11 protein-coding genes and 1 pseudogene are annotated in these 14,872 nt (G+C 43.1%); 5 read left to right on the top strand and 7 right to left on the bottom strand.

All coding sequences use genetic code 11. From position 1 onward, the window contains the following. Positions 1-302: 302 nt before the first annotated feature. Both PUQ00_RS00725 and PUQ00_RS00730 read right to left on the bottom strand, forming a co-directional pair. The gene (locus PUQ00_RS00725) at positions 303-1,109 is read right to left on the bottom strand and encodes a pentapeptide repeat-containing protein (RefSeq protein WP_300412170.1); all 807 of its coding nucleotides are present in this window, start codon (positions 1,107-1,109) and stop codon (positions 303-305) included. 9 nt (positions 1,110-1,118) lie between these two features. After that, positions 1,119-1,760 (bottom strand): hypothetical protein, encoded by a 642-nt coding sequence (locus PUQ00_RS00730; protein ID WP_300412172.1) that lies wholly within the window; start codon positions 1,758-1,760, stop codon positions 1,119-1,121. Between the two features lie 79 nt (positions 1,761-1,839). On the opposite strand from PUQ00_RS00730, the gene PUQ00_RS00735 reads away from it, so the two are divergent. Together PUQ00_RS00735 and dnaK are read left to right on the top strand one after the other, a co-directional pair. Beyond that, positions 1,840-2,004, top strand: a complete 165-nt coding sequence (locus PUQ00_RS00735) for a hypothetical protein (protein ID WP_300412174.1) — start codon at positions 1,840-1,842, stop codon at positions 2,002-2,004. Positions 2,005-3,032: 1,028 nt separating this feature from the next. Then, entirely contained in the window at positions 3,033-4,937 is a 1,905-nt protein-coding gene (dnaK, locus tag PUQ00_RS00740; RefSeq protein ID WP_300412176.1) for a molecular chaperone DnaK, read from the top strand. A gap of 295 nt (positions 4,938-5,232) precedes the next feature. Here dnaK and PUQ00_RS00745 read toward each other — a convergent pair whose 3' ends face one another. Next, positions 5,233-6,258 carry an NB-ARC domain-containing protein gene (locus tag PUQ00_RS00745; protein WP_300412178.1) on the bottom strand — a complete coding sequence of 342 codons (1,026 nt, stop codon included), beginning with the start codon at positions 6,256-6,258 and terminating at the stop codon, positions 5,233-5,235. 431 nt (positions 6,259-6,689) lie between these two features. Here PUQ00_RS00745 and PUQ00_RS00750 point away from each other — a divergent pair, with 431 nt between their 5' ends. Continuing rightward, positions 6,690-7,307 carry a calcium-binding protein gene (locus tag PUQ00_RS00750; protein WP_300412180.1) on the top strand — a complete coding sequence of 206 codons (618 nt, stop codon included), beginning with the start codon at positions 6,690-6,692 and terminating at the stop codon, positions 7,305-7,307. A 329-nt stretch (positions 7,308-7,636) separates the two neighbouring features. On the opposite strand, the gene PUQ00_RS00755 is transcribed toward PUQ00_RS00750, so the two are convergent. Together PUQ00_RS00755 and PUQ00_RS00760 are read right to left on the bottom strand one after the other, a co-directional pair. Further along, positions 7,637-8,521 carry a metal ABC transporter permease gene (locus tag PUQ00_RS00755; RefSeq protein WP_300412182.1) on the bottom strand — a complete coding sequence of 295 codons (885 nt, stop codon included), beginning with the start codon at positions 8,519-8,521 and terminating at the stop codon, positions 7,637-7,639. Next, a pseudogene (locus PUQ00_RS00760) lies at positions 8,521-9,249 on the bottom strand (metal ABC transporter ATP-binding protein). The gene PUQ00_RS00755 and the pseudogene PUQ00_RS00760 overlap by 1 nt, the downstream one beginning before the upstream one ends. A 54-nt stretch (positions 9,250-9,303) precedes the next feature. Between PUQ00_RS00760 and PUQ00_RS00765 the strand changes: the two are divergent. Then, positions 9,304-10,320: a zinc ABC transporter substrate-binding protein gene (locus PUQ00_RS00765; RefSeq protein WP_300412184.1), complete on the top strand. Its 1,017-nt coding sequence runs from the start codon at positions 9,304-9,306 to the stop codon at positions 10,318-10,320. A 356-nt stretch (positions 10,321-10,676) separates the two neighbouring features. On the opposite strand, the gene PUQ00_RS00770 is transcribed toward PUQ00_RS00765, so the two are convergent. Then, entirely contained in the window at positions 10,677-10,925 is a 249-nt protein-coding gene (locus PUQ00_RS00770; RefSeq protein WP_300412186.1) for a DM9 repeat-containing protein, read from the bottom strand. A gap of 269 nt (positions 10,926-11,194) precedes the next feature. Beyond that, complete coding sequence (locus tag PUQ00_RS00775) at positions 11,195-13,075, bottom strand: ABC transporter ATP-binding protein (protein ID WP_300412188.1); 1,881 nt, start codon at positions 13,073-13,075, stop codon at positions 11,195-11,197. A 684-nt stretch (positions 13,076-13,759) separates the two neighbouring features. Here PUQ00_RS00775 and PUQ00_RS00780 point away from each other — a divergent pair. Further along, positions 13,760-14,782: a tetratricopeptide repeat protein gene (locus tag PUQ00_RS00780; protein WP_300412190.1), complete on the top strand. Its 1,023-nt coding sequence runs from the start codon at positions 13,760-13,762 to the stop codon at positions 14,780-14,782. Positions 14,783-14,872: the final 90 nt, after the last annotated feature.

A 14,872-nucleotide genomic window follows, 5' to 3' on the forward strand; every position in this document is an offset into this window, starting at 1 on the left:
ATGCTGAGGCGTTTGGCATAATATTTGACTTCTCAAAACTTTTCAAACACCCTCTAAGGGATTTCCAAGAAATAAATTATCCCATCTTATGGAGTGGGCACCTTGCCCGCCCATGATTACGGGCGGGCAAGATGCCCACCCCACAATTAGTTGTATATTTTTTTATTTGGAAGTCCCTAATACCATTTCTGTATGAAGCTGTGCTAAATTATCAAAAAGGGTGTATTTGGTATCAGTTGTATAAACAATGCGGTTTCCAGACCCGATACGAGAAGTTTTAACTCTTTGGGGATTGTTGTAAACTAATCGTGCTTTGAACCGTCAGGCATAATTGCTTCCTGAAGATTTACGCCGCTGAGGTCAGCTCCTCTAAGGTCAGCTCCTCTAAGGTTAGCTCCTCTGAGATTCGCCCCTGCCAAATTCGCGCTTCTAAGGTTAGTCCAACTCAAATCAGCTTGATTCAAATCAGCTTCACTTAGGTTAGCCCGTAGCAGGTAAGCACCACTGAGGTGAGCCTGGGTCAGATTAGCTTTGTAAAGGTCAGTTTTATATAGATAAGCCCCCAACATTTCCGCTTCGTATAAAGTTGCTTCGCTGAGGTCAGCCGCAATCAAGTTAGCTTCCGTGAGGTTGGCAAAAGAGAGATTAGTCCGTATTAACTTCGCTGCACCTAAATCGGCATCTCTCAAGTTAGCGCCTCTTAAGTCAGTTCCAATTAGATTAGCATGAGCGATCGCAGCGCCTCTAAGATTCGCCTCACTCAAGTCAGCTCCAATGAAATTGGCATGACTCAAATCTGCCTGCGTAAGTATAGCACCACTCAAGTTAGCGACACTGAAGTTAGCATCACTCAGGTTAGCTTCAACGAGGAAGGCTTTGTAGAGATTGGCACTACTGAGGTCAGCACCACTGAGGTTTGCTCGCACGAGCAAAGCATTACCCAAATCCACCTTGCTCAAGTTTACCCCCTGGAGATTTGCGCCTCTGAGGTTATGCCCTTGCAGGTTTGCGGCGCTGAGGTCTGGTTTAATCTGGGGATTTTTCTTTCTCCACTCAATCCATGTAACTGCACCTGCTGTCAGTAAAGCTAGATGCTCTCGATTTGCCATTTTCTCTCCTTACTCCTGACGCCCACCCAGAGGATTTGCCCGACCAGCTACACTTTCAATCGCCGTTAACGCTCCCGCCGCACCTGCGAGAATATCTTGTTCTTTTCCACCTAAGTAAAGCCGTCCAAAGCTGCCTACAGCTTGAACTTCAAGAATGTTAATCGCCGCCGCTTTCTCTGCTTCATTCGCAGCTAGTGCGGCGTAAGCAGCAGGCTCAACTTCTAATACATACAGCGTTTGCCCTGCTAATAGTAGCTGTCCCCGGCGTGTGCGATTAATAAGTTGTGTTTGGTAAGCATCGATATTGCGGATAATCTGGCTAGAAACAACACGCGGTTTGAGACATTCATCTCTTCGGACTCCCAGTAACTCCAAAATAGCTTGACCAGCAGCTCGCGTTTCGCCTTGGGAGCTAGAATGAACTTCCAATAGTCCGTACAGTCGTTCGACTACCTGTACTCCGGGACGGACAGAGGCAGCTTTCAGGGCTACATCCGTAATTTTGTTAATTTCGATACCAGGAGAGATTTCAATCCACAGTGATGTATCCCCTGGTAATGGTAAGAAGCCTTGGGCTACTGTTCCCATATATGCTGCATGTTGAGGTTGCAGGCTGTCGAGAAATACGAAACTGCGTAGCTCTATTCCCAAGATTTTGCTCTCCAGTCATAAGGGTAAAAGTTATCTATTGCAAGATATGAGTGCCTAACTTGGGGCATTTTAGCCACAAGTGAAGGATGGAAAAACACAAAGTAGAAAAATTTTGCTGTCGATAAATCTTACACCTGAAAAGTACTTTGATAGTAAAACCGCCTTGACAATTGTACAAGCTTTATTAGACACAAATGACTGGCTGCAATGCCCAAATCAAGCAATGCTTGGCTTCACTTACTGATAAATTTGATATTACAAAAAAGTTTTTAGCTAAACTGAAGCGCAAAAAGTTCACTGAACTTGTGCTGATATCTTCAAAATGCTGTCAAAACCGCAGCCAATCAAACTGACAGTGCGACGATTTACACATTGACAAAGTAGGCAAAAAGTGCTGTAGATGGAAACAAGGAAATAACAGGCTATTCCCTAATTAGCTTTGACCAGAAATAAAAAGGTACAGAGCAAGTAAATTTATTTATGGAAAAATAAAAAATCTATTTCCAGACGTGCAACGCAAGAAATACGGAGGACGCTGACTCAGAGCAACTAAATTTATTTATAGTTACTGAGCTTGTCGAAGTATGGGGTTCAAAATTTTAACTTTTGAATGAGTGACTTTTGACTTTTGACTTCCCCGAACGCGAGTGCGTCTCCAAGAGTTGGGGCTGAAGCTCCTAATGTCGCTAACGCAAGACGCAAGGGACGCCTGAGCTGATTTGCAACAGGAGCATCTGTTTACGCCAACAGCAACAGCGCTTGAGTCTTTCAAAGTACAGTCTCTTTAAAAAATTACGGAAGCGATGCCCTTCTCTACGAGACGCTACGCGGACGGCGCAGGCTCAGGGTAAGACTTGGGTTGGGCTACACCTACAAGCCGTGTTCTACTACTCGCATTCTCAGTGTTTCTGTAGTTTGTTGCCTCTAAAGACGGCAAACACCACTCTAACGTTACGGTTCACCCTAATTACTGAAAGTATTAATTCTCATACATTAGACAAAGTGAAGGCAAATTAATCCATGAACCAACTAAAAACACAATTAAGTTAATTTAACCGTCCCAAGCAAGGTTCGGGAAACCACCCTTCATGGACTGGCTACCACTAAGCTTCAGTATATATATCAGCATAATCTGGAGTTTTAACCCCAGGAAAGCCAAACCAAAGGTATTCATGCTGAACTGGCTGATTTATTGACCTGAAAGTTGGTTCAAAATTTAGTCCTTTATATTCTCATTCATTCATTTGTAGTTATACGGAGCCAGCACCTAAAATGGCAAAAGTAGTTGGAATTGACTTAGGAACAACGAACTCCTGCGTGGCAGTGATGGAAGGTGGTAAACCCACAGTAATTGCTAATGCTGAAGGTTTTCGGACAACGCCCTCAGTAGTCGCATTTGCGAAAAATGGCGACAACTTGGTTGGTCAAATCGCCAAACGCCAAGCGGTGATGAACCCCGAAAATACGTTTTACTCAGTCAAACGCTTTATCGGACGCCGCTACGATGAAGTGAGTAACGAAGCTACGGAAGTTTCTTACAAAGTCCTCAGCAGCAACGGCAATGTCAAACTAGATTGTCCAATCGTTGGTAAACCATTTGCTCCTGAAGAAATTTCTGCAAAAGTTCTTCGCAAACTAGTTGAAGATGCCAGCAAATACCTGGGTGAAACCGTAACCCAAGCTGTAATCACCGTTCCGGCATACTTCAACGACTCCCAACGCCAAGCGACAAAAGACGCTGGTAAAATTGCAGGTATTGAAGTTCTGCGGATTATCAACGAGCCGACTGCTGCTTCTCTGGCATACGGATTTGACAAGAAGAGTAATGAAACCATTCTCGTGTTTGACTTGGGTGGTGGTACCTTCGACGTATCCGTACTGGAAGTAGGAGATGGAGTTTTTGAAGTACTAGCCACATCTGGTGATACTCACCTTGGCGGTGACGACTTCGATAAAAAAATAGTTGACTTTTTAGCTGAAAAGTTCAAGAAAGACGAAGGCATTGAGCTACGAAAAGATAAACAAGCTTTACAACGTCTGACTGAAGCCGCAGAAAAAGCGAAAATTGAACTTTCTAGCGTCACTCAAGCAGAAATCAACCTACCATTTATCACTGCTACCCAGGATGGGCCTAAACACCTGGATACAACGCTGACTCGCGGTAAGTTTGAAGAACTTTGCTCTGACTTAATCGACCGTTGCCGTATTCCTGTGGAAAACGCCCTTCGGGATGCCAAGTTAAACAAAGGTGATATTGATGAAGTGGTGTTAGTTGGTGGTTCTACGCGCATTCCCGCAGTCCAACAGATTGTGAAGCAGGTATTGGGTAAAGACCCTAACCAAAGCGTTAACCCTGATGAAGTCGTAGCAGTTGGTGCAGCCATTCAAGCCGGGGTACTAGCTGGTGATGTAACTGGCATCTTGCTGTTAGATGTGACACCCCTATCTTTGGGTGTAGAAACATTGGGCGGCGTGATGACCAAAATTATCCCCCGCAACACCACAATTCCCACCAAAAAATCTGAAGTTTTCTCCACCGCAGTGGATGGTCAAACTAACGTAGAAATTCACGTCCTCCAAGGTGAACGCGAATTCTCTAACGATAACAAGAGCTTGGGAACCTTCCGCCTTGATGGTATTCCTCCTGCACCACGCGGCGTCCCTCAAATTGAAGTTGTGTTCGACATTGATGCCAATGGTATCCTTAACGTCACCGCTAAGGACAAAGGTACTGGTAAAGAACAGTCAATCAGCATAACTGGCGCTTCCACCCTGGATAAATCTGACGTTGACCGGATGGTAAGAGAAGCTGAACAAAACGCCTCATCTGACAAAGAGCGGCGTGAGAAGATTGAACGCAAGAACCAAGCCGACTCTTTAGCATACCAAGCTGAAAAGCAGCTACAAGAATTGGGCGATAAAGTCCCGGCTGCTGACAAGACCAAAGTTGAAGGTTTGGTGAAAGAAGTCCGGGAAGCAGTTGCTAAAGAAGACGATGAGCAAATCAAGAAGCTGACCCCAGAATTGCAACAAGCCCTATTCGCCGTTGGTAGTAACATCTATCAACAAGCTGGTGGCGGTGCTGCACCAGATGCTGAACCTCAAGATGGTGGTTCGACATCTAGCTCTGGTGGCGCTGATGATGTGATTGACGCTGATTTTACAGAGAGCAAATAATTCGCTTATTTCTTTGGGGAAGACTGTTTTGTCCCACCTCATATTACCCACTCAGGCATTTGTCTGGGTGGGATTTTTTTAGGAGCTTGGGGACAAAAAACGAACTTTTTCAGGGACTATTAATCCTTTGTTTATTAGCATCACTCCCAGCTTGCGTATAAAAGGCAGAAAAAAGTTCACCTTTATACTTCGTTTCTCACAAAACCTATCGTTGACAAATGGGTTTTAACCTTAAGTTGACACTAATGGCAAGATGCCCACCCCATAAAAGTTATATAAATTTTAAATATGTAAACTAGATGTGGTTTAGCTTACCTTCAGCAATGAAACGGGCAATGTTGCCCTGATACAAATCCCGAATTGAGGTTGCGGCAATTTTCAACGCTAGGGGATTACCACGGTAACACTCAACCAGTTGGCGGGTTTCTTCCTCATTACCTGATAGCCCTTTGAGTACCAGAATTGTTTGTCCTGCTGTGACTTCTAATCCTGATAAAGTAAGGGTACGAACTGGCAAACCATCACCTTCCAAGGCAGCGATTTCAGCAGGTTTTTCCCGGCTGGTGAGCAGGATACAGCTTTGATGCCCAGTTTCTCCCAATCGCCACAACAGTTCACCATAGGATTCGTAGCCCTGGCGGTAACAGCCTGTGCGCTTGCCTTGCTGCAATAGCGTGTCGAAATTATCCAGAATCACCAAACACCGAGATTTACGGAGGTACTCGATTAAACAGGTGATTTGCTCGTGAGGGTCAGTTGATAATGTGAGTACTTGTTGACAAGAAAGGACTTTAATGCAGTCGGTCAGCTTGTCTTTGAAAAAAGGGGCGTGCCGCAGCGATCGCCAGATCACATATTGAAATTCTGTTTGCAACTGTTCTGCTAATTTTACCGAGAGTGCAGTTTTACCCATACCACCCATACCCAGTAAGGTTATTAGACGACAGTGATCGCGCATAATCCATTGGTTCAGGATTTCTAAATCAATATTGCGTCCGTAGAAGTGGGAAACGTCGATTGCCTCTCCCCAGTCTGTATGGAAAATTACGGAGGCATTTGTGCCATTTTGCCGCTGTGCGGTTCGCTTCAGGACTCCGTGCAGATTATTCTTGGTAACTTTTTCACCTAATGCTTGAGAGAGCGATCGCCATAGTTGCGAACCAACGTCTTTGATGTGACCGGGATCGTAATCGGAGTTTACAGCCATATCCAAGTATGTCTGTCCTGCCCAAGATTGACGGAAGACAATTTCTTGGACTTTTGTTAAGCGTCTCTGTGGCAATAATTGCTCGACTAGTGCGATCGCTTCTTCAACCCTCATTTATCTTTCCACGTAGAAAAACCAAGTTAACTACGATATTCGCACCATAAACTTCATTTTTTGTATAAAGTTTACGTGAATCTATCAAGAAGATCCGACTTTTTCCCGACTTTTTCCGACCGTCAAACTTTATATAAGGCTGTAGAGTATTGATGTGATTCAGTTGTAGTACAGAAATCTGCCCAATGATTAAACACAAGTAAAGTGTTTATCCAAATACTGAAAATTTTCCATCTAGTTGAGCCATAGCAGTTGTGAGCGACGATGCTGATTCGTTTGCTGATTTTTCTGACTAATGGTTGGGAATTGGGATGCGATGCCTACGGCGAACTGCGCCTACGCACTCAAGTTATCAGACTGGGGAATGGGCGACCATAGCTCAAAATTTGTTTCGGAAAACGTATCTATAAACTCTACACCTAAAATCTACTATGCCATTGAAGCTAAATGTTACTGGAGACGCTCAGACAGTTAATCTTGATTTTAACCAAGCTGCTGGTCTTAAAGCGCTTGATGTAAAAAACAAGTTTATCGGAATCGACACAAGCACTAAGGCTTTTCAAGATATCTTTAAAGGTTATCCAAGCTCTGCCTTCAGAGATGAAATCATCGGCGATGCCAAAGTCAATATCATTCACGCTGGAGATGGCGATGATGTTGTTAACGCCAGAGATGGCAACGACATCATTTTTGGCGAAGGTGGTAAAGACTCTCTCTCTGGCGAAAACGGTGACGATTTTCTGGTTGGGGGTACAGATGCCGATCTCCTTCAGGGTGGAGAAGGCGACGACTACCTTTACGGTGAAGCTGGCGACGACAACCTTTACGGTCAAGCTGGCGACAACTCCCTTTATGGTGGCACAGGAGACGACTACCTTCGTGCTGGAGACGGTAACGATAACCTATATGGTGGAACAGGTGAAGATACATTGTACGGCGGTAGCGGTCGTGATATGTTTGTGCTGGCGAGCGAGTCTGGAAGTGACACTATTTTCAACTTTACAGTTGGTAGCGATTATCTAGGTCTATTGAATGGTCTGACCTTTTAACAGATCACTATTACCCAAGGCATTGGCACTGATACCAGCAATACTCTAGTCAGGAAACAGGATGGTGAACTCTTAGCAACACTAGTTGGGGTACAAGCCAACACCTTTAGTCTGGGGGATTTCACTGATTTAGGGTAACAGTTATCGGTCATCACTTCTGTTACTGTGGCGCGATCGCTACATAATTTATTGAATACGATCGCTCTCACTTTAATCCTAGTTAGCGATCGCACTTCCCTTACACGATAATTTTCGGCGATGCCTACGGCGGTAAACTACGCATAGTCTACTGTTTATTCCTAACGAATCCTAGTTAGCGATCGCTTGGCTCATTTCGGATTTTGAGATTTGAACTGGCTAAATAGCCTAGCCCAACGATGGACTATTTCTGGTCTAGTCAAAATTCCCTGACTAGGACTAAAAAATAATGCTAATAAAAATAGTATGGAAACCACTAAAACTATAGCCGCACCTGATGGCACATTCAAATAGTAGCTAATATACATTCCAGCTACACTGCTAAACACACCAATAACTGCGCCTAATTGCATCATTTGGTGTAATTCTTTCACTAATAAATAAGCTGTGATTCCTGGGCCAATCAGCAAGGAAACAACTAAGACTACACCCACAGTTTGCATACTAGCAACAATCGTCAAGGTAATAGCACCATTTAGAGCAAAATGAATCAAGTTAACTGGTAAACCACTAGCTTGAGCGCCAAGTGGGTCAAAAGTATAAAATAACAATTCTTTGTAAAATAGTTTAATTAAAAGCAAGACAACAGCTGTAATAATTACAGTCCGCTTCACATCATCTGTGGTCACGCTCAAAATATCACCAAACAAAAATTCATGCAGGTCTAATTTGCTTTTTAGTAAAGTAACTAGCATGATGCCCAAAGCTAAAAAACCTGAAAAAACTAACGCCATTGCTACATCAACTTTGATGCGAGATTGAGATTGAATCCAGGCAATAACAAAAGTGCTAAGAGTTCCGCAGATAAAAGCACCTAAGAAAATATCGATACCTAAGAAAAAGGCTATAGCGAGTCCTGGTAAAACAGCATGAGCAATTACATCACCAAGTATTCCCATACGTTGAACAATCAGATAATTACCGACAACAGCACAAAGAATACCCAACAGAATTGCTGTGATAATAGCTCCACGCATGAACTCGAAACTTAAGGGTTCAATTAGCCAATTCAACATTAAACTACTTCTCTATTTAATATAAATATATTATCTCCATAAGCACGTTGAATATTATCTGCTGTCATGACTTCTTTTAGTGAGCCGTTAGCAATTATTTGTTTATTTAATAACAATAACTGGTCACATTTGGTCAAAGTAGTGCCTAAATCGTGAGTAACTACCAGCAAAATCTTACCTTGTGATTTTAGTTCCTCAAACACATCAAACATGATGGCTTGCGTCTTTTTATCAATCCCAACAAATGGTTCATCAAAGAATAATAATTCGGCTTGTTGTGCCAAAGCTCGTGCTAAAAATACTCGCTGCTGTTGTCCGCCTGATAATTCTCCAATCTGACGCGATCGCAACTCTAGCATCCCCACTCTCAAAAGAGCATCTTTAACTATTTCTTTAGATGCCCGTGAAGGTTTGCGAAACCAGCCTGTATGCACAGTCCGCGCCATCAGCACCACATTCTGGACTGTTATCGGATAATCCCAGTCAATCTGCGATCACTGTGGTACATACGCAACAGAACTTAATTGTTGTTTTAAAGCGCGAGATCGAAACTTTACAACTCCACTTGTTGTTGGTACTAAACCCAAAATCGCTTTCACCATTGTGCTTTTACCGGCACCATTCGGGCCAATTACACCCACAATCTGTCCCGGTAAGGAGCGGAAACTCACATCCTCAACCGCCGTGACTCCCCGGTAGTTTACAGCTAAATTTTTAACCTCTAACATAAATTTACCATTTGCATGATAATGATAATCACTATAACTTAGGTAATCAGATTTATGATATCTTACAAACTACGATTGAAATCCCTAGCGGCTCTTGCCTTAACATGCGGGGTACTTGGATGTAGTCCATCATCCCAAACCAGTCAATCGACTGCCACGCCTCCTGATAATCCGTCTGCGATTCAAACTGGGACTTCACCAGCGCCAGAAGCTAGTGGGAAAAGCTTGTTAGTAGTCGCCACCAATACCGTTGCTTGTGGCTTAACTAAAGAAATCGCAGGCGATAGCATTGATCTTAAATGTTTAATTGATCCAGGTTCAGATCCGCACGTATACCAACCCAAGCCGGAGGATAGCAAAGCAATTGAGCGGGCTAAGTTAATTCTCTATGGTGGCTACAATTTTGAACCTGGTTTAATCAAGCTAATTAAAGCTACCTCAAATCCCGCTCCTAAAGTGGCTGTAGATGAAGTTGCAGTCCCCAAACCCCAGCAGTTTGAGGATGATGGTAAAACTGTTACCGACCCCCATGTATGGCACAATGCCCAGAATGGCATAGCAATAGCACAGGTGATTTCCCAAGAATTAATCAAGGTAGTCCCAAATAATGCTGCAACCTATACCAAAAACACGCAAAAACTCACAAATGAAATCAGCCAGATAGACAGCTGGATCAAATCGCAGATTGCGACAATTCCACCCAAGCAACGCAAATTAGTCACAACCCATGATGCTTTCGGTTACTATTCCAAAGCTTATGGAATTCCAATTAAAGGCGCGCTAGGGGGTATTAGCACAGAAGAAGCGCCCACACCTGCACGGATAGGCGCACTAGCGAATGATATTAAAAAAGAGGGTGTACCGACGATTTTTGCAGAGACGACAATTAACCCGAAACTTATAGAGGCTGTAGCAAAAGAAGCAAAAGTTAAGGTTTCAGACCGAGAATTGTTTGCTGATGGTTTGGGAGAAAAAGGAACAGAAGGTGAGACATACCAAGGAATGTTAATTGCCAATACACGCACGATTGTGGAAGGTTTAGGAGGGAAGTATACAGCGTTTCAGCCGTAAATAATACCTTGATTTTTTCTCGCACCTGGGGATTTTAAGAATGATTATTCTTTAGATTAAGGCATCTAATAACAAAATATTTTTGGTGCGATAAACAGTCAGGACTCACGCAAAGAATAGCCGAAATCATGATTTTCTTCTTACGGGGAATTTATGAATTACGCCTACTAGCATGTAGTTTTTCGTAAGTCCTAACAGTAAGCAAACTTACCACTTCTCCAAACTGCTAATGTCGCTTGGGGAAGTTTTTACATAATTATATGTGAATTTCTTGCGATGCCTGCTGCGGACGTAGCCATCGCTATGTGATAAATACCTTTTTTCTCCATCTTCACCAAAAGTCGCCAAGAACCAGTTTAGTTTGCAAATAGAATCTGAAAATTGCTCTTGTTGTATATGTATTCTTTATCGCCCCAAGGAACGTAGCAGGTTTTATTTGGTGGATAGTATTTCCCTGGTGTATATTCTCCATGAACAATGGCTCTGCAAAAATATAATGTGTTCTTACCATTATTCTCAGTGCCACCTGGAACATTATTACCAACGGTCAGGGTGAACGCATCTAAATATTGATGTGCAGAACAAAGCAAGAGGCTTGAAGTCATAACCGTCAGCCAAAAAGAACCGACTACTTGAGAAGATAGTAGGGGTACATAATATAAACTCGCCATAGTATTGTCAAAAAGTACCCTCAAGAGAAAAAAGCACGCTGCACATTAGCAGGACTTACGCAACTGGCACAGCGCGATCGCAAAACTTTTCGGTCTACTGAATTTATCAAGAAGAATTCAGAACTCAGGAGTTAGAATTCGTATGAATTGGAGTCCGACTTTTTTGATCGCAGTTTTCCACCTGGGATTATTCTGAAAATATTCTAACCTCCTAACATCTGCAAATTATGTAAAGTAGCATAAAGCCCTCCTTCTTGCAGTAGTTGTTCATGGCTTCCCTGTTCGATTAATTCGCCGCGCTTCAATACAAAAATCCGGTCTACATTGCGAATCGTAGACAGGCGGTGAGCAATAATAATAGCGGTACGTCTGAGCAAAAGCTGGTTTAATGCCTCTTGAACTAAAGCTTCTGTGCCAACATCCAAACTAGCGGTAGCTTCATCTAGTACCAAAATTTGGGGATTGCGAATGGCAGCCCGCGCAAAGGCTAAAAGTTGCTTTTGACCACTAGAAATATTTGTACCCCGTTCTCGAAGTTGAGTATTATAACCTTGGGGCAATTCTTCTATAAACTGGGCAACGTTGGTTTCCTCTGCTGCTTGTTGAATCTGTTCAATGGTATAGCCATCTCCTAAAGAAATGTTGCTTTTAACATCGCCAGCAAACAAAAAGCCTTCTTGGAAAATTACTGACATGTAGCGCCGCAGTTCTGCCTGTGGTACCTCGCGAATATCGACACCATCTATGAGAATGCGTCCTTGGGTGGGTTCGTAGAGGCGGCACAAAAGACGGATGATCGAAGTTTTACCCGCACCTGTGGGGCCGACTAATGCCACTTTTTCACCAGGATGAATGGTAAAATCCAAGTCTTTAATTACGTAATCATCGTTTTTATAAGCAAACCAGACGTGATCAAAGCGAATCTCTCCTAGTTCCGGCGGCGAAGTCAAGTCTGGGGATTCTAAATTTGCAACGATCTCGTCTATGTAGCCGAATTTAGCATCAAATATTGAGAAGCGCACATTGGCGCGATCGCGGATTTCTATTGGTTCATCTAATACATCGCCTACGCGTTCAATCGCAGTGAAACCAGCTTGAATTACTGTAAATTTTTCGGCAAAATCCCGTAAAGGGTCAAATAATCGTTGGGCATACAATATAAATGCAGATAAAGTCCCAAAAGTCAAGCTTTTTCCTAACAGTAACCAACCACCCAGACACAAAACAGCTGCGATCGCAATCAGACCAATCCATTCCAAGGTTGCTGAAATAAATGAATCATAAAAGATGGTTTGATCCATTTGCTGAGTGTAGCGGTTGTTCGTGGCGCGAAACAATTCGGCATTAAATTTTTCCCTGCGGAACAACTGCACTACGTTAATGCCAACCACATTTTCTTGTAGCTGTGAGTTCAAGATAGAAAGTTCTTCCCGCCCTTTGTAATTGGCTTTGCGGTACTGTTGCTGAATGTAAACAATTAACCAGGTAACTGGTAACAACATGAATAGCAGCAAGCAAGTGAGTTCCCATTGGATGGAAAACATTAAACCCAAAATCATCAGCATGGTAAACAAATTGGACACAATGCCAATTGCCCCAGTAGAAAAGACATCGCCTAAAACTTCTACATCGCTGGTGATTCTGGTAATTAACTTACCTACGGGCGTGCGGTCAAAAAAGCGTACTGCTAGAGATGTTACATGCTCGAATAAGTCTTGGCGAATTGCGGCGGTGATTTGTTGCCCTAGCTTCTGTACTAGATAACCCTGGTAGCCTGTCAAAATCAATCGTATGGCGATCGCAATTACTAATAATCCCTCCAGGATATTTAGTCCTTGCGACAAGGGACGATTCCTGAGAAATTCGTAAACGCTTGGTTCATTGCGAATTAGGGAGATCAGTTGGCCAATCAACAACGGTTGTACCGCATTAGCTAGCGCGATCGGGATGAGTAGGCAAATCGACAGCGTTAACAGTCGTCCGCTACGACGGGCATAAGGCACTAAACGCAAAAACAACCGCCAGTCATTTTCACTCCGACGATCTTCCGTATAAGATTTTTTGAGAGATTGGTAGATGCTCATAGTAAGAGCATTATATTAATGTTTGTAAAAAAATAGGCTTGTTTAAAGTAGCATTTGGACTGCCACTCTGATACCATGCCTAAGATAGACACCACAAGACTGCTACTAAGACCCTATACTTCTCAACACCTGATGGACTTGCTTCCATTTTGAGCAACCCACCAGTTATCAGCTATTGACCTTGAAGACCTATACCTAAAGCTCAGGTCAAAGAAGTAACAAATTTATTGCTAGCCGGGCAACTAGAAGTCGCATCCCATTCGAGTTGGCATTACACCTGCACAATAAAATCAGATGCTGTGAAATTTGGCGTGCCAGTTAGAGTCCTAAACAGACAGCCACTGCCGAATTTCGTTGTAGAACAATTGCTCAGTCACAGGGTTGTAGACAATTTTCGCTGTGCTGGCTTGGCTGAAATTACTAGACTTGAAAATCACCGCGAATTCTATTCACCCTGCCTCTAAGTTGACAGCAATCATAGCTGTGTGCGCCTACGAGGGTATTTGTATTAATTGCTTCATAAATATCCCTGCAAAGTATGATTCTGTACCATACTTCTCTTTTTACGTCTTATATCTAAAGGTAGAAGATAAAAGTTAGCTCAATTTTGGGAAACCTAACCTAAGAGGGGTTCATTCCCAAAAGATGTCCTGCCTATTTATCGCAGAATGTAACTGAGGTCAGATGACGCAACCTTTAAATCAACTCAAAGAGTGGGAACAACGTCGTGATGAAGCAAACCGCTACTACCAACGGGGGAAATTTCAAGAATCTCTCGATCTTGCAACCAAGAATTTAGACTTGGCTAGAGCAATTCCAGACCGAGCTAGGGAAGGTTATACTTTGAACGACCTCGGTTTAGCTCACCTCAGTTGCTGGCAACTTCAAAGAGCATTAGAGCGCTTTCATCAGGCGCTTTCGGTTGCTGTTGAAATTGGCAACATGCCAGCCCAAGCAACTGCACTTAGCAATCTGGGTTCTACCTACAGCCGTCTTGGACGCTTTTCGCAAGCCTTGGAATATTTTGACAAAGCAGTGCCAATCTTTAGGCGATCGCAAGATACTGAAAGTGAAGTTTCTTCTCTTAATGATGTAGCGTTAATTTATACCCGCTTAGGAGAACCGAAACGGGCACTGTTGCTACAACAGCAAATTTTGAGGATGCGGCGATTGCTAGGTGACTTTTCTGGTGAAGCAATAACGCTAAATGGCATTGGGTTGGCTTACAATGTCTTAGGCAAGTTTGAGCAAGCTCTAGAATTTTTTCAAGCAGCACTTCCAATTCAACGAGCTGTCAAGAATTTGGTTGGTGAAGCAACCACTTTGAATAATATTGCCTCAATCTATAGTAATTTAGGAAAACCGAAACAAGCGCTATTGCTCTACTATCAAGTTCTTTTGACACGTCGAGCAATCAGCGATCGCTTTGGGGAGGCAACAACCCTTCACAACATTGGTTTTACCTACAGCACCCTGGCAGAGAATCGGCAGGCAATGAAGTTCTACAAACTAGCCATTGCGATTTATCGACAACTGGGCGATGGTCTTGGAGAAATTTCTACTTTGCTGAATATGGGAAACCTTTATGCCATAACAAAACGCAAAAAATTAGCGCGATCGTGCTACCAAAATGCCCAAGAGTTGGCAGAGCAAATCGAACATCAGCCACTCCTGGAAAAAGTACAACAGTTTATAGATTCTTTGTAGTTAGATACAGTCGGCCAACCAGATATTGCTCAACAGGTTACGATCAATTAAGAAGTAATAATTTTTTACGGCACCGCCAGGAGTCTCTTA

It is taken from the genome of Nostoc sp. S13 (assembly GCF_029379315.1).
Lineage (GTDB): Bacteria > Cyanobacteriota > Cyanobacteriia > Cyanobacteriales > Nostocaceae > Nostoc.